The sequence below is a fragment of the Nocardia sichangensis genome, assembly GCF_047200615.1.
GTDB classification, from domain to species: Bacteria; Actinomycetota; Actinomycetes; order Mycobacteriales; family Mycobacteriaceae; genus Nocardia; species Nocardia sichangensis.
The window spans coordinates 294,245-308,907 of record NZ_JBJZOK010000002.1 but is presented as its reverse complement, the minus strand read 5'-3'; the positions used below and the strand labels follow the sequence as shown (position 1 = coordinate 308,907).

Genomic DNA, 14,663 nt, shown 5'->3' with positions numbered 1-14,663 from the left:
GGCACGCCCGGCACCCGCTCCGGTCAGGGTTGGACGGCGTAACAGACCTGGTGGCACAGGGCGACCGGGTCCGGGAAATCGCGCGTGGCGGCGGCCTCCCTCGCCGCTCGGGTGTAGCGCGGGTCGGCGAGGATCGCACCGACCGCGGCACGGACGGCCTCGGGTGAAAGCGGCCGGACGACGATCGAACTACCTTGTCGCGCCGCGCGATTGGCCAGCTCCCACTGGTCGCCGCCGCCGGGAACGGTGACGATCGGGACGCCGGCGGACAGCGTTTTGGCGAGCAGGCCGTGACCGCCGCCGCCGACGACGACGGACGCGTGGGTCAGCAGTTCGTCCTGCCGCCCCAACCCCGCCGTGGCCCATGGCGGAAGATCGGCGGGCGGCGTGTCCAGCATCGAAATGGCCACGCGGACACCGGTTCCCTCCAACGCCCGCAGGACGGTCTCGGCCATGCCCGCCACACCGGTGTGCGCGGTCGAGGGCGCGACCATGACCAGCGGCGCGTCCCCGGGCGGCAGGTCCAGGATCGTGTCGGTCGGCTCCCACAGCAGCGGGCCGATCACGTGGGCGGATTCCGGCCAGTCGGGGCGCGGTACCTCGAGCGCGGGCAGGGTGGCGATCAGGCGCGCGGCGGGCCCGGGATCGACCGCAGGGAGGCCGACGCTCTCACGCGCCCGCTCCCGCTGGCGACGCCCGTTCCGCAGCGCGCGTGCGGTCATGCCGCGCAGTACGCCGTCGCGCACCCGACCGCGCAGACCCGAACCGGGCGCGAGCCCGCTTCCGATGGGCGGCAACCCTTTCGACGGCAGGTACAGCGGATGCGGGGACAGCTCAACCCAGGGGACGCCGAGCCGTTCCGCGGCCATGCCGCCGCCCGCGGTCAGGACGTCGGAGATCACCAGTTCGGGCAGCATGGCGCTCAATTCGGGCAGGATCTCGGTAGAGATGTGCGCGGCCCGCTCGTGGATGCGCTGCCCGGCGTCGGCGTCGTCGTCCACCGGTCGCGGCGCCAGGCCTTTCAGTCTGCGCACGCCGATTCCGGCGGCGAGGGCGGCGTCGAACCACCGGGGACCGGTGAACAGGACCGGCTCGTCACCGGCCGCCAGGAATTTCGAGCACAACGCGATAGCGGGGAACGCGTGACCGGGATCGGGCCCTGCGACGACGGCTACTCGCATCCGCCTAGCCTGCCACAACCCCTTCGAGGTCGATCACACCCGCATCGCGGCACCGCTCGCTACAGCTTGCTCACCGTCGACTTGTCCGAGCCCGAGACCGCCTTGTACAGCAGGTACAGCCCGAACACGATGGCGCTGATCACCAGGATGGGGAACAGGCCTTTGATCAGCGCGCCGATGACGGCCAGCGCGATCCAGACGACCGCGACGATGCCGATGATCTTCCACAACATTTCGATGCCTCCAAGAAGTCGGTTTCCGCTTCGAGCATGGCACTTGGATCAGCGGAAATCACCAGGTGGGGAGGCATTTCGGGGTGTAAATCAGGGTTCCCCCTTAGGCCGGCGCCCCGCTTGTCGCGCGGCGATCGGGGTTTCGCCGCCGACCGAAGATCTCCCGTCCCGAACACGCCACGATGGTGTGCGCGTCGGAGGACGCGCACACCATCGTCGAGGACGAGCCGATCAGCGGGGCTCGGCGTCCGGCAACTCGCCGGCCAGAGGATCGTCGTGCGGCATGCCATCCGGTTCCCGCATACCGAGATCGGCAGTGTCGACCGCGTAGGGGTCGACCATCGGATCCAGGCCCATGCGCGACCGATCGCCGGACGCCGGCATCCGCAACGTCTCCTCGTCCGGACCCGTATTGTTCCGCATTCGCGCGGTGGCGACGCCTCCCGGCTCCCCGGTCCGCCGCTCCGGCGGGCGGGTCATCGCGGGGCGGGTGCGCGGCGGCTGCGGCACCGGCTGCCTGCCGTAGACATCCCAGGCGGACTGATCCGGATCGATCTGATAATGGTCGAACAGTTCCTGCTCGGCCTGTGGGCTGATCTGCCCGTTGTGGTCCAGCTGCGGCGAGGCCTTGACCGCGTCCTTACCGACTCGCACCTGCAACACGGCCGCCTCGGGGCGATGCTCGGCGCCCGCAAGCGGGACCAACGCGTCGGCGCTGAACAGACCGGTGGATACCGCGATCCAGGTGGGCGATCCGGAATTGTTGTCGACGTAGACCCGTTTGACCTTGCCGATCTTCTCGCCTTCGGGGCCGTACACCGAGCTGCCGATGAGCGTTTCCAGCATTTCAGTCATGGGTTCCTCCGCAGTTCGTCCGTGCGATGCGCAGCTCGACAGAACGCGGCTGTCCACCGCGCGTGCTGGGAAAAGCAGTTCAATCGCTGGTGGGTCGATCCGTGACGTCGGGGCTCGCGACGACGCGCTGCGTTCTGCGCGACAGCCGCACCGGGTCCTCGGCGCTGTCACACGTCAGATACCGGCTGACGTCCAGCCGCTGCGTGTCCTGGTCGAGCAGCGATCGACGGTAGGAAACATCGAGCATGACGTGCTCCTGCCAGTAGTGCATGTGCCCGGCCCCAGACGAGACCGGAAATGATCAGCTACATGATGGCAACTACCCGTGCATTCCTCGACCAAACCAGGCTCAGTACCCAATTCGCCGACACGCCGCGCCAGAAGCGACGACACAGCTATCTGATAGCTATTCGTTATGTATTTCGCTGCGAGTTCCCCGCGCGCCCACGCTTGATCAGCATCAGCGCCGACGGTCCGCTGGTGAATCGGAAGTCCTTGCCGCGATGGTCGACCTCGCCATCGGTGGCCAGCGACACCGCCTCCTCGGCGACCCGCACATCCACCCGGGAAACCCTGCGGTGCCGATAGGTGGGCGAATACTCCAGCGTGCCGGTGAACGTCGCGAAGACCAGCCGCAGCCGCGAGAACGGGACATCGGCGCGCAAGTAACGGACATCGAGGGTGCCGCCGCGCAACTCCGGACGCGACATGGGGATCTGGTCGGCCGGATGGTAGGTGCCGTTGCCCACGAACAGCATCCAGAGCGCGGTGTGGGCGCCATCGACGGTGACGTGCAGCGGCTGGGCGCGGAACAGCACGCGCACCATCGCGATTCCCGCCGCAGGCCATTTGCCGATCCGCCGTTCCCAGCGCTCGCGAACACGGACGAAATCGGGATAGCCGCCGAGACTGGCGGTGTTCACGAAGGTGCGCTGCTCGGCGCCGTCCAAACAGACACCCGCCACGTCGACCCGCACCGCTTCGCCCGCTTCCAGCCCGGCGACGGTCACGTCGGTCCGCTCCACTCCGGCGTCCCTGGCGAAGTGGTTCAGCGTGCCACCCGCGAATACCGCCAGCGGCAACCGGTGACGGACCGCGTACTCCGCGACGGCCGACACCGTTCCGTCCCCGCCGACGACGCCGAGAGCGCGGAGATCGTCGCGCCTCATTAGTTCGTCGACCCGCTCCTCGAAATCGTCGCCGCCCAGTTCCAGCACCTCGGCGGCCGGCAGTCGCTCACGCAGGTCGGCGAGCGCGTCGTCGCCATCGCCCGATCCCGCGTGCGGATTGCCGATCAGCAGCAATCCGGCGCCCTTCGGCAGCGGGTCGATGTGTTCGACCGGACCGAGCGCGGCGGGTTCGTCGTCGCGCACCGCCCACCACCGCCGAGTGACCAGTGCGACCGCGCTACCGAACAGCGCGCCCGCGACCACATCGGAGGGCCAGTGCACGCCGATGTGCACACGCGAATATCCCACCGCGGCGGCGACCGGGGCCACCGCGACGGCCGCCGCGGGCGATTCCAGCGCCAAGCCCGTCACGAAGGCCGCGGCGGAGGCCGCGTGCCCGGAGGGGAACGATGACGAGACCGGCGGCGCGACCAGCCTGCGCACGAACGGAACGGATTCGTCCGGCGGACGACGGCGCGGGAACAGCGGCTTGGCCACACCGTTGGCCACGCCGCTGGCGATGCTCAGCGCGAGCAACCCGCGCACCGCGCCGCGCCGGGCCGAGCGATCTCCGGCGACGAACAGGACCGCTCCGAGCGCCATCCACAAGCGACTCTTGTCGGCGGCGGTGCTCAATGCCTTCAATGCCCGGTCCGCAGGAGTCGCACGCACGCGCGCACTGCGGCCGACCAGCCAGCGATCCAGGCTGCTCGTCATTCCGATCACCCCACCGTCGCGTTCGCGAGTCGAGAGAAACCGCATCGCCGCAGCCTACCGACCGCTCGAGCGCCGCGCCCACACGACCGCTCCATGCGGACGCGAGTGCTCAGGCGTGCGCCGGATCCCCAGCGCGGTCGAGACCGATGCGACTTCAGTGCACGGATGTACTCTGATCTTCAACGCCAAACGGCGCTGCGCGACAACAGGGAAGGGACGATCCAATGACGCAGACACCCCAATCAGCACACAGTCATGCACTGAATCTCCTCTGACGGCCGGGACCCCGATGGAACAGACGAACGAGCTGGCACAGGAACTCGCGGCCGCGGCCCGGCGGCACGGTTCGGCGATCGCGGGAATCGTCGGATCGGCCGCCCGCAAAGCGTCGTGGGAAGTGCTCGACCTCATGGCCGAGAGCCGCGAACTCGTCGGCGCGGCGTTTCGGGCCAGGGCCGAGGAACTTCGCCGCCGGGACCGGCCGAGCTGACCGGCCCGGATCAGATCGGTGGCCGCGGCGACGCGGGCACCGATTTGTCGGCCACCTCGATGAGGGCCTGCGCCCACCCGTCCAGCCGGTCGGAGGCGTGGCGCAGATCCGCCACGATGGTGTCGAAGTTGTGCCGCACCACGGTGGTCTCCGGCACCGCGAGAATCCGGCCCGCCGCGGCCACCACCTGCTCGTACTCCGTGACGCCCGCGTCGAGCCTGGCCAGGATCAGCCGCAGATTCTCGGTGAGCGCCACCGCCGCGGGCGAATTCGCGCTTCCGATGGCCCCGAGCCCCTGTTCCATCGCCGTGATGTCGGCAGCCAGCGCATGGAGCGCCGCCGCGCCCGAGGCGGCGGTCTCGAGCATGTCGGCCAGTTCGTCCGGGGGCAGCCGATGCGAGCGGGCGATCTGAACGCCCAAGCCGTGCAAGGCCTTCTCCGCGCGCACCAGACGCGCGATCGACGGCCGGGCGTTCGACCATACCGGTGGCTGCTTACGCGGGAGGAACGCCGCATGCGGCAGCGGCGCTCCCCGCAGTCGCAGATAGCGACGAGTGCTCAGCGCCGCGCCGGTGACCAGTGCCACCGCGCCGCCGCCGACCACGACCACGGCCCACACCGGCGCCGAAAGGGCGACGAGGCCAACGGTTCCCACTGTGGTGAGGCCGGACACCGTGCCCAGCTGGAAGGTGCGGCGGCGGGCCCTGCGGCGGCGGCGCAGCTCCCACTCCCGTGGATCGGCCCAGCGCCGCACGGCGACGAGCGCGTTCTCACCGACTTCGCGAAGACTGTCCGGCAGGCTGCCCGGCTGTGGCGCGAGCGCGGCTTGGGCCCGGATCATCGCCGTCCCGCGCAGGCGCCGCGTTTCGGGCCGACGCTCGCGAAATGCACTGCCGCTCATACCTTCTCTCCCACCGGTTGCACACATCGGACAGACCGGGACCCGACTCGGCCGACGGCCGGCCGGTCGGGTCCCCACGCCTTGTCCTCCAGTGAACCAGCCCCCACCGACACGTGTTCGCCGAACACCCGGAGGCGGCTACTGCTGCGCGGCCTGTCCCTTGTTCATCTGCGGCTGTGCCGAACCGGCCTGTGCCGGATTGATGGCGGGCTGGGCGCCACCGGCGGGCAACTGGTCCCCGCGCATGGACGCGCGGATCTGCTCCAGTTTGCTGTGCCCGGCCATCTGGATGCTGGCCTGCTGCACCTCGAGCATGCGGCCCTGCACCGAATTCTGCGCGAGTTCCGCTGCGCCCAGCGCGTTGGCGTAGCGGCGCTCGATCTTCTCGCGCACCGCGTCCAGGCTCGGCGTGCTGCCGGGCGCCGACAGCGTCGAATCCATCTGCTGCAGCGAGGCGGAGACCTGCTCCTGCATCTTGGCCTGCTCCAGCTGGCTGAGCAGCTTGGTGCGCTCGGCGACCTTCTGCTGCAACAGCATCGCGTTCTGCTCCACGGCCTTCTTCGCCTGGGCGGCCGCCTGCAGCGACTGGTCGTGCAGGACCTTCAGGTCCTCGACGGACTGCTCGGCGGTGACCAGTTGCGCGGCGAACGCCTCGGCGGCGTTGGTGTACTGGATCGCCTTCTCGGTGTCGCCCGCCGCGGTGGCCTGATCGGCCAGCAGGACGGCCTGACGTGCGTTGGCGTTGAGCTTCTCGACCTCGTCCAGCTGCCGGTTCAGCTTCATCTCCAGCTGACGCTGGTTGCCGATGACCGAGGCGGCCTGCTGCGAAAGGGCCTGATGCTGCCGCTGGGCTTCCTCGATAGCCTGCTGAATCTGGACCTTCGGATCCGCGTGCTCCTCGATCTTCGCGTCGAAGAGGGCCATCAGGTATTTCCAGGCCTTGACGAACGGATTAGCCATCGATTGATCCCGCCTCCATCTGACATGCCGCGCTCCGGCGCGACTCCAGTGCGCGACCGTCACGCACCCGATATGTGCCTATCCTCCACCATGTGGCACCAGGGCCGGGCGAACCCGGCCCAACCGACGCCTACGGAGAATCTATCCGCTTTCCGCACCGGCCCGCAGCGTTGCCGCCGTGGCCGCAACTCGTCGCCGGTCACGCACCTTTCACCAGGACCAACATGTCCGATCGCGGCGCCGGGATGACGATCCGGGTGTCCTCCGCCAGCGGCAGCGGCCGCGCCGCGGCGTCGGCCGACATGGTTGCCGCCGCGGACGCGGACTCGGGCTGCGCGGCGGGCTCGGCCGCCGTCCGCTCCGGCTCGGCCGCGGCGGCCGCGGCCTCGTCCGCGGGCGCGCCTGCCGTCGCCGCGTCGACACCGGCCATGATCGTGCTCACATCCCACAGCACCCGCGACAGCGGGACGTCCAGCGCTTCGCAGATGGCGGCAAGCAGTTCGCTGGAGGCCTCCTTGCGACCCCGCTCGACTTCGGAGAGATAGCCGAGACTCACTCGCGCCGATGTCGACACCTCGCGCAAGGTCCGGCTCTGGGCGAGACGCGCACGCCGCAGACTGTCCCCGATCGCCTCTCGCAGCAGCGTCATCTCGTTCTCCTTCGCTCCCGGTCGCGGGGCCGACGCGATCGCCGACCCCACGCATGCCGTTCTTTCTGGCACAACGTCGGAACCGGGGTGGATGGTTCCCGCCGGAAGCACCTCAGCCGCTCCGCCCGACGCGGTCGGCCGGGTCCGTGCCCGCCTCCCGCACACACCGCAGCAATTCCGCCACCGCCGTGCGCGTCGCACCGATTCTGATCGTCCACCGGTCGCCGGGGAGTTTCAACCGCATCACTTCGGTGTGCCCGGGACCGGCCAGTCCGAGGAAGACCGTGCCGACCGGGTGCCCGTCCTGGGAATCGGGGCCCGCCACGCCGGTCAGCCCCACACCCCAGTCCGCGCCGCAGCGCGTGCGCGCGCCGACGGCCAGCTGTTCGGCGGTGCTCGCCGCCACCGGGCCTTCGGCCGCGAGGACCTCCGCGTCGACGCCCGCGAGGCTGTGCTTGAGGTCAGTGGCGTAGACCACCAACCCGCCGCGCAGCACGGCACTGGCGCCCGGTACCCCGGCGATGGTCGCGGCGAGCAGACCCGCGGTCAGCGATTCCGCGGTGGCTACCGTTTGCCGCACAGTCACCAGCGCACGAACGAGATCGATGGCGGGCACGTCGGCGACCAGCGGATCGCTCATGCGCCGCGGTTCCGCCCCGGGCCGCCCGCGAACCACACCCGGGCCGCCTGACCGACGTAGTCGAGGCCGGTGGCCACGGTCAGCGCGACCGCCACATACATCAGCAGCATGCCGATACCGGCGACCCAGCCCGACAGCGGCAGCAGGAGCATGGCGATGGCCACCGACTGGACCAGTGTTTTGAGTTTTCCCCCGCGCCCTGCGGGAATGACTCCGCGCCGCACGACGATCAGACGCAGCAGTGTGACGCCGATCTCCCGGCCGCAGATCACCAACGTGATCCACCAGGCCAGGTCGCCGAGCACGGACAAGCCGATCACCGCGGACCCGATCAGCGCCTTGTCCGCGATGGGATCGGCCAGTTTGCCGAAATCGGTCACCAACCCGTATTTGCGAGCCAATTGCCCGTCGAACCGGTCGGTGATCGCGGCGATGCCGAACAGCGCCGCGGCGGCGATCCGCCAACCGGTCTGGTGACCATCTCCGGCGAACAGCGCGACGACGAACAGCGGCACGATCGCGATGCGCAACATGGTGAGCACGTTCGCGATGTTCAGCAGCGGAGGGCCGCTCTCGGCCTGCGCGGGCGCGAAGCCGGGACGGACCGGGGCGGGCGCGCTCCAGGGGCGGTCCGTCTCGTCGGGTTGCACGCTCATGCCATCGCCTCACCGGCGATCGGCTCGCTCACGGCCGCCTCGTCGGACCGCCGCGCCGCCCGGCGCGATGCGGTGAGTTGGACGAGTGGATCTGCGGCACACGTTCAGACTATCGGTAGCCGAGCCGACTACTGTGCACCCCATGACCTCTCGGGGACCACTAGGTGGTTCGACCAGCGACGCGTATCCGGGCGCGGCTTCGGCCGCGCAGAGCTCCCTCCCGGTCGTCCGACGCGCGCGAACCTCCGACGTGCCCGAGATCAAACGCCTCGTCGACGTCTACGCCGGCCGCATCCTGCTGGAGAAGAACCTGGTCACCCTCTACGAGGCGGTGCAGGAATTCTGGGTCGCCGAACTCGACGGCCGCGTGGTCGGCTGCGGCGCGCTGCACGTGCTGTGGGCCGATCTCGGGGAGGTGCGCACGGTCGCGGTGCATCCCGACGTCAAGGGCAGCGGTGTGGGCAAGCTCATCGTGCAACGTCTCGTCGCGGTGGCGCGCGAACTCGAGCTGGAACGGCTGTTCGTGCTGACCTTCGAGGTGGAGTTCTTCGGCAGGCACGGCTTCGTCGAGATCGACGGCACGCCGGTCACCGCCGAGGTGTACGCCGAGATGTGTCGCTCCTACGACACCGGCGTGGCCGAGTTCCTCGACTTGAGCTATGTGAAGCCGAACACTCTCGGCAATACTCGGATGCTGCTGACGCTCTGAGCCCAACCCACAGGAAGCGATACCCGTGCCGATCTTCGCCGTCCACTACGCCTATTCCGAGGCCACCGCCGCAGACCGCGACGTCCACCGACCCGAGCACCGAGCCTGGCTGGCCGGGCTGCTCGAGTCGGGCACCCTGCTGAGCAGCGGTCCGTACCCGGACGGGTCCGGAGCGCTGCTGCTCTTCCGCTCGCCGGACGCGGGACAGCTGAAGGACCTGCTCGCCCAGGACCCGTTCGCCCGCGCGAACCTCATCGACGAGGTCCGCGCCGTGGAATGGGCTCCCGTCTTCGGCGCCTTCGCGCCCTGAGCGGCTACCGGTCCGCTCGGACCCGCGTGCGGAGCAGGCTGGCGACCGTCGCGACCACCAGGATGACCAGGATCACACCCAGCGAGACCGACGTGGAGATCTCCGGGACCGCGACGTGCTCGCCGCCGTTGACGAACGGCAACGTGTTCTCGTGCAGGGCGTGCAGCACCAGCTTCATGCCGATGAACGCCAGGATCGCCGCCAGTCCGTAGGACAGGTACACCAGCCGGTCGAGCAATCCGCCGATCAGGAAGTACAGCTGCCGCAGGCCCATGAGCGCGAACGCGTTCGCGGTGAAGACCAGGTACGGCTGCTCGGTCAGTCCGTAGATGGCCGGGATGGAGTCCAGCGCGAAGAGCAGGTCGGCGAACCCGATGGCCAGTAGCGCCAGCAACAACGGCGTGACCACCCGGCGTCCGTCCACCCTGGTCACCAGCTTGTCGCCGTCGTATTCATCGGTGGTCGGCAGGACCCGCTTGGCCAGTGCGACGATCCGGCTGTCTCGTTTCTCCTCGACCTCGACCTCGTGGCCGCTCTCGCGCAGCAGCTTCACCGCGGTGTAGACGAGGAACATGCCGAACAGGTAGAACACCCAGCTGAATGCGCCGATCGCGGCCGCGCCGACGGCGATGAACGCGCCGCGCATGGCCAGGGCGAGCACGATGCCGATCAGCAGCACCTTCTGCTGGTAGATCCGCGGCACCGCGAAGGTGGACATGATGATCAGGAAGACGAACAGATTGTCGACCGAGAGCGCTTTCTCGGTGACGAAACCCGCGTAGTACTCCCCGGCGTAGGTCGAACCCCACTGCCAGGCGACCACGCCGCCGAACAGCAGCGCCAGCCCGATGTAGACCCCGGACCAGAAGCCGGATTCCCGGAACGTCGGCTCGTGCGGAGTGCGCACGTGGGCGTAGAAGTCGAAGACGAACAGGCCGAGGATCACCACGACGGTGATCCCCCATTCGAGTGCGGTTACGTGCATGCGGCGTGCCGATCGAAGAACATGATGTCCATAATGCCCGATTTGTCCGTTACTGCGCGATAGCGAGGTGATTGCCGACCATAATTCCACATGCGTTCACCCGGCCGTTCGTGCCACCGTCGACGTTCGTGGCCGACGACTACCGCACCGCCTACTTCGAGACCGACGCCTGGTTCAGCCGGACCACCACGCACGAACGGAACCTCTCGGCGAGGTCGTGACCGCGCTGCCGCGGCGGACCTCACGCTGACCGGCCTGGTCGAACATCGCAGTGTTCCGTGGAACGCGCTGCCCGGCCTGATGACAACGGGCCGGGACGGTGAATGGCGGCTGACCCGGCACCCGGAAAGGCTACCGTTGAGCTATACCCTTCAGGCACGGAAGAACTGACCGGGTAGGGTCGTCGGCTAGGGAAAAGCGGTTCCCAACACCGACATCCGGTGTTACCTTCTGAGCCGGCGAAGATCAGACCACAGGAAGGCGAGACGATGACCGGGACGGCGGAGCGACAGGTGTCGCCGAGCGATGTCTCGCGCACCGGCGCCGCGCTATCAGCCTGGTCCGTCTCCTGGCGAGCCGCGCGGAGCCGCCCCTGAACGTGTCTTTCGCAGACCGTATCGAAAGGGGTCACTCCGCGGCGAATCGCCAGGAGCGACCCCTTTTTCGTGCGAACGGACGTAGCTCAGCCGGTAGAGCAGCGGTCTCCTTCAGGTCGGAACCCCGACCGATCCCTCGTAGCCCAATCGGTAGAGGCGCCGGACCTAGATTCCGGTAGATGCGAGTTCGAATCTCGCCGAGGGAACCAGCCGGATCACTCCGACTCGTCGGAGTCGCCGCCGTCCCCGCCGCCGCGGATCGACCACAGCAACCCTTCCAGTTCATCGGGTTTCACCAGCACGTCGCGCGCCTTGGACCCCTCGCTCGGGCCGACCACGCCCCGGGTCTCCATGAGGTCCATCAGCCGTCCCGCCTTGGCGAAGCCGACGCGCAGCTTGCGCTGGAGCATGGAGGTGGACCCGAATTGCGAGGTGACCACGAGTTCCACCGCCTGCAAGAAGACGTCGAGATCGTCGCCGATATCGGGGTCGACGTCCTTCTTCTCGCCCGCCTTCGCGGCGGTGACGCCTTCTTGGTATTCCGGCTCCGCCTGGTTCTTGGTGAAGTCGACGACGCCGTGGATCTCCTCGTCGCTGATGAACGCACCCTGCAACCGGGTCGGCTTGCCCGCCCCCATCGGCAGGAACAAGCCGTCGCCCATGCCGATCAGCTTCTCCGCGCCGGGCTGGTCGAGGATGACGCGCGAGTCGGTCAGCGAGGAGGTCGCGAAGGCGAGCCGGGAGGGCACGTTGGTCTTGATCAGACCGGTTACCACGTCCACCGATGGCCGCTGCGTGGCCAGCACGAGGTGGATGCCGGCCGCACGAGCCTTCTGCGTGATGCGGACGATGGCGTCCTCCACGTCGCGCGGAGCGGTCATCATGAGATCGGCCAGCTCGTCGACGATGGCGAGGATGTACGGGTAGGGCCGGTACACCCGTTCGCTGCCCAGCGGCGCGGTGATCGCCCCCGACTTCACCTTCTTGTTGAAGTCGTCGATGTGGCGCACCTTGTTGGCCTGCATGTCCTGGTAGCGCTGCTCCATTTCCTCCACCAGCCAGGCCAGGGCGGCCGCGGCCTTCTTCGGCTGGGTGATGATCGGCGTGATCAGGTGCGGAATGCCCTCGTACGGCGTCAGTTCCACCATCTTCGGATCGATCAGGATCATCCGTACCTCGTCCGGCGTCGCCCGCTGCAGCAGCGACACCAGCATCGAGTTCACGAAGCTGGACTTTCCCGAACCGGTGGAACCGGCGACCAGCAGGTGCGGCATCTTGGCCAGATTCGCCGAGACGAACTCACCCTCGATGTTCTTGCCCAGACCGATCACCAGTGGATGGTGGTCGGTACGCGTGGAGGGCGCCTTGAGCACGTCGGCCAGCCGGACCAGCTCGCGGTCGGCGTTGGGCACCTCGATGCCGACGGCGGACTTGCCGGGGATCGGCGCGAGCAGCCGGACGTTCTCGGTCGCGACGGCGTAGGCGATGTTGCGCGCGAGCGCGGTGATCTTCTCCACCTTCACGCCGGGCCCGAGTTCGACCTCGTAGCGTGTCACCGTCGGGCCGCGCACGAACCCGGTCACCGCGGCGTCGATCTTGAACTGCACCAGCACCTCGGTGATCGCCTCGATCATCGATTCGTTGGCGGCGCTGCGTTTCTTCGGTGGATCCCCGTCGGTCAGCAGCGACAACGGCGGCAACGTGTAGTCGCCTTCGACCTCACGGTCGGTGACGAACTCCAGCTGCTTCGGCGGCGGTGGCGTCTGATCCTCCACCACCGCGGCGGGACGCTGCTTCTTCGGCTTCGGTTTCGGCGCGGGTTCCTCGGCCCCGATCTGCTTGGCGTCGCGCAGCGGGGGCTCGCCCAACGACTCGGTGACCGCGTCGGGATCGCCGAACTCGTCGGGCGGGTAGTTCTCCGCGGGCGTGCGACCGCGCCGCTTGGCGGTGGCGCGATGCACCGGGAATCCGTCGGCGTCGTAGTCGGCCGGGTCGTAGTCCCTGCGCTCACCGTCGAATTCGCCGTATTCGTCGCCACCTGTCTCGGTGCCGAGGTAGCGCCGCAGCTTGGCGGGGACCTCGCGCACCGTCGTCCCGGTCACCAGCAACGCGCCGAAGACGATGGCCAGCAAAAGGATCGGGACCGAGAGCCAGGCGGTGAGGCCGTCGGTCAGCGGCCCGCCGGTCACGAAGCCGACGAAACCGGCTGCGCGGGAACGCCCGTGCGCGTCGGTGGGGGCGCCCGCGGCGATGTGCCACAGCCCGAGGACCGGCAGGCCGATCAGCAGGCCGCCGAGCACCAGCCGCGGCCGGATCTCGGGGCGCGGTTCGGTGCGCATCAGGACGACGGCGATTCCGGAGGCGACGAACGGCAGGCATGCGGAGGCCGATCCGGAGATCGCACGGATCACGTCCTCGACCAGGTGGCCGATGGGACCGCCTGCCGACAACCAGACCGCCGCCGCTATTACGGCGCTCACCGCGATCAGCGCCAGCGCTACGCCGTCGCGCCGATGTCCGTGTTCGATCTCGCCCGCACGGCTCAGGGCGCGTGTGGTGGCGCCGAGCCCGCGGGCCAGCATGGTCCAGCCGCTGCCGATACCCCGGGTGATCACCGTCAGCGGAGCCGTGTCGGACGGACGGCGCGCCGGGCGCCGGGCGGCGGTGGCGCGTCGGCGGGGCGTGGCGGTCGCCCTGGGCGTGGCTGTGCGGGGCGTGGCCGTGCGGGGCGTGGCCGCGCGAGACCGCGCCGCAGTGGTCCTCCCCCGCGCCGATCCCGCCCGCGCCCGACTGGTCGTGGTGCTGCGGGACTTACCTGCCATGGCCCCAGGCTAGCCGCAATCGCCCCATCCGGACCATCCGCAACACTGGTTCCGTTGCGCCTCTGGCGGCTTTTCGCCGATCCCCCGGTCCCGCGCGACGGGATGGCGGCGCGGAAATCAGAACGACCGGTCGGACTCGAGTACCGCCCGAACGGCCTCGGGAGATCCGGCGGTCTCCAGCCGCACTTCGTCCCGGCCGAAGGCATGCAATACCAGTTCCGACGGCTTGCCGGTCAGCGTGACGACGTCCTCGGCGGCGGACCGCACCACCGTGCGCCTGCCGTCCGGCGTCGCCAGCTCCACCGTGACCGGCGCCTTGCGGTAGGCCATCCTGGCCATCTTGCGCAGCACCGACCACAGCTGTTCCTCGTCGGCCGCGGGCAGTTCACGTGGCCGCCAACCGGGCTCGGCGCGGCGCACGTCCTCGTGATGGACGAACATCTCCGACAGATTGACCACGGCGTCGACCGGTCGCAGCGGCGACCACCACGGTGGGCCGGTACGCACCAGCTCCAGCAGTTCGGGGAACGGCTTGCCCGCCGCCTTCGCTTGCACGCGCTCGAGATACCCCGCAAGCGGCTTCAGCAGGATGCCCGGCGCGGCGTCGGGCCGCCGTTCGCGAACCACCAAGTGCGCGGCCAAGTCCCGCACCGTCCACGCACCGCAGAGCGTCCGCGCGTCCGGTCCCGCGGCCTCCATCGCCTCGACGACTCCCCGGCGTTCCCGCTGTGCCATAGTCACACTCTGAACATACCGACCGCTCGGCCATGCCGCCGCGCGGCGCGACGCA

At 69.1% G+C, this 14,663-nt stretch carries 16 protein-coding genes and 1 tRNA gene; 4 read left to right on the top strand and 13 right to left on the bottom strand.

Annotated features, from left to right (window positions below; translation table 11 throughout):
* Nucleotides 1-23: 23 nt before the first annotated feature.
* From ACL03I_RS03975 to ACL03I_RS03955, 5 genes are all read right to left on the bottom strand, one after another.
* Nucleotides 24-1,181 carry a glycosyltransferase gene (locus tag ACL03I_RS03975; RefSeq protein WP_355070213.1) on the bottom strand — a complete coding sequence of 386 codons (1,158 nt, stop codon included), beginning with the start codon at nucleotides 1,179-1,181 and terminating at the stop codon, nucleotides 24-26.
* A 59-nt stretch (nucleotides 1,182-1,240) separates the two neighbouring features.
* A complete protein-coding gene (locus ACL03I_RS03970) occupies nucleotides 1,241-1,414 on the bottom strand; it encodes a hypothetical protein (protein ID WP_355070211.1) in 174 nt (57 codons plus the stop codon).
* 231 nt (nucleotides 1,415-1,645) lie between these two features.
* Nucleotides 1,646-2,269: a PRC-barrel domain-containing protein gene (locus tag ACL03I_RS03965; protein WP_355070209.1), complete on the bottom strand. Its 624-nt coding sequence runs from the start codon at nucleotides 2,267-2,269 to the stop codon at nucleotides 1,646-1,648.
* A gap of 79 nt (nucleotides 2,270-2,348) precedes the next feature.
* Nucleotides 2,349-2,516 carry a hypothetical protein gene (locus tag ACL03I_RS03960; RefSeq protein ID WP_355070207.1) on the bottom strand — a complete coding sequence of 56 codons (168 nt, stop codon included), beginning with the start codon at nucleotides 2,514-2,516 and terminating at the stop codon, nucleotides 2,349-2,351.
* Nucleotides 2,517-2,682: 166 nt separating this feature from the next.
* Nucleotides 2,683-4,200, bottom strand: a complete 1,518-nt coding sequence (locus ACL03I_RS03955; RefSeq protein WP_397275702.1) for a bifunctional phosphatase PAP2/diacylglycerol kinase family protein — start codon at nucleotides 4,198-4,200, stop codon at nucleotides 2,683-2,685.
* Between the two features lie 244 nt (nucleotides 4,201-4,444).
* On the opposite strand from ACL03I_RS03955, the gene ACL03I_RS03950 reads away from it, so the two are divergent.
* Nucleotides 4,445-4,645: a hypothetical protein gene (locus ACL03I_RS03950; RefSeq protein ID WP_067809022.1), complete on the top strand. Its 201-nt coding sequence runs from the start codon at nucleotides 4,445-4,447 to the stop codon at nucleotides 4,643-4,645.
* Between the two features lie 10 nt (nucleotides 4,646-4,655).
* Here the strand turns inward: ACL03I_RS03950 and pspM are convergent, their stop codons facing one another.
* From pspM to pgsA, 5 genes are all read right to left on the bottom strand, one after another.
* The gene (gene pspM, locus ACL03I_RS03945) at nucleotides 4,656-5,546 is read right to left on the bottom strand and encodes a phage shock envelope stress response protein PspM (protein ID WP_412805152.1); all 891 of its coding nucleotides are present in this window, start codon (nucleotides 5,544-5,546) and stop codon (nucleotides 4,656-4,658) included.
* Nucleotides 5,547-5,684: 138 nt separating this feature from the next.
* Nucleotides 5,685-6,506, bottom strand: a complete 822-nt coding sequence (locus ACL03I_RS03940) for a PspA/IM30 family protein (RefSeq protein ID WP_355070202.1) — start codon at nucleotides 6,504-6,506, stop codon at nucleotides 5,685-5,687.
* Nucleotides 6,507-6,705: 199 nt separating this feature from the next.
* Nucleotides 6,706-7,155 (bottom strand): helix-turn-helix domain-containing protein, encoded by a 450-nt coding sequence (locus ACL03I_RS03935; RefSeq protein ID WP_355070200.1) that lies wholly within the window; start codon nucleotides 7,153-7,155, stop codon nucleotides 6,706-6,708.
* Between the two features lie 112 nt (nucleotides 7,156-7,267).
* Nucleotides 7,268-7,795: a CinA family protein gene (locus tag ACL03I_RS03930; protein ID WP_356961469.1), complete on the bottom strand. Its 528-nt coding sequence runs from the start codon at nucleotides 7,793-7,795 to the stop codon at nucleotides 7,268-7,270.
* The gene (gene pgsA, locus ACL03I_RS03925) at nucleotides 7,792-8,451 is read right to left on the bottom strand and encodes a CDP-diacylglycerol--glycerol-3-phosphate 3-phosphatidyltransferase (protein WP_355070196.1); all 660 of its coding nucleotides are present in this window, start codon (nucleotides 8,449-8,451) and stop codon (nucleotides 7,792-7,794) included. The genes ACL03I_RS03930 and pgsA overlap by 4 nt, the downstream gene beginning before the upstream one ends.
* A 142-nt stretch (nucleotides 8,452-8,593) precedes the next feature.
* Here pgsA and ACL03I_RS03920 point away from each other — a divergent pair, with 142 nt between their 5' ends.
* Nucleotides 8,594-9,160, top strand: a complete 567-nt coding sequence (locus ACL03I_RS03920) for an amino-acid N-acetyltransferase (protein WP_355070195.1) — start codon at nucleotides 8,594-8,596, stop codon at nucleotides 9,158-9,160.
* Between the two features lie 25 nt (nucleotides 9,161-9,185).
* Nucleotides 9,186-9,470, top strand: coding sequence for a YciI family protein (locus ACL03I_RS03915; RefSeq protein ID WP_355070193.1), 285 nt, complete (start codon nucleotides 9,186-9,188; stop codon nucleotides 9,468-9,470).
* A gap of 4 nt (nucleotides 9,471-9,474) precedes the next feature.
* Here the strand turns inward: ACL03I_RS03915 and ACL03I_RS03910 are convergent, their stop codons facing one another.
* Nucleotides 9,475-10,455 (bottom strand): TerC family protein, encoded by a 981-nt coding sequence (locus tag ACL03I_RS03910; RefSeq protein ID WP_355070191.1) that lies wholly within the window; start codon nucleotides 10,453-10,455, stop codon nucleotides 9,475-9,477.
* Between the two features lie 728 nt (nucleotides 10,456-11,183).
* Between ACL03I_RS03910 and ACL03I_RS03905 the strand changes: the two genes are divergently transcribed.
* A tRNA-Leu gene (locus tag ACL03I_RS03905) sits at nucleotides 11,184-11,260 on the top strand.
* Between the two features lie 6 nt (nucleotides 11,261-11,266).
* Here the strand turns inward: ACL03I_RS03905 and ACL03I_RS03900 are convergent.
* Both ACL03I_RS03900 and ACL03I_RS03895 read right to left on the bottom strand, forming a co-directional pair.
* The gene (locus tag ACL03I_RS03900) at nucleotides 11,267-13,873 is read right to left on the bottom strand and encodes a DNA translocase FtsK (protein WP_364426870.1); all 2,607 of its coding nucleotides are present in this window, start codon (nucleotides 13,871-13,873) and stop codon (nucleotides 11,267-11,269) included.
* 117 nt (nucleotides 13,874-13,990) lie between these two features.
* Nucleotides 13,991-14,614: a TIGR03085 family metal-binding protein gene (locus tag ACL03I_RS03895; protein ID WP_412805151.1), complete on the bottom strand. Its 624-nt coding sequence runs from the start codon at nucleotides 14,612-14,614 to the stop codon at nucleotides 13,991-13,993.
* Between the last annotated feature and the right edge of the window lie 49 nt (nucleotides 14,615-14,663).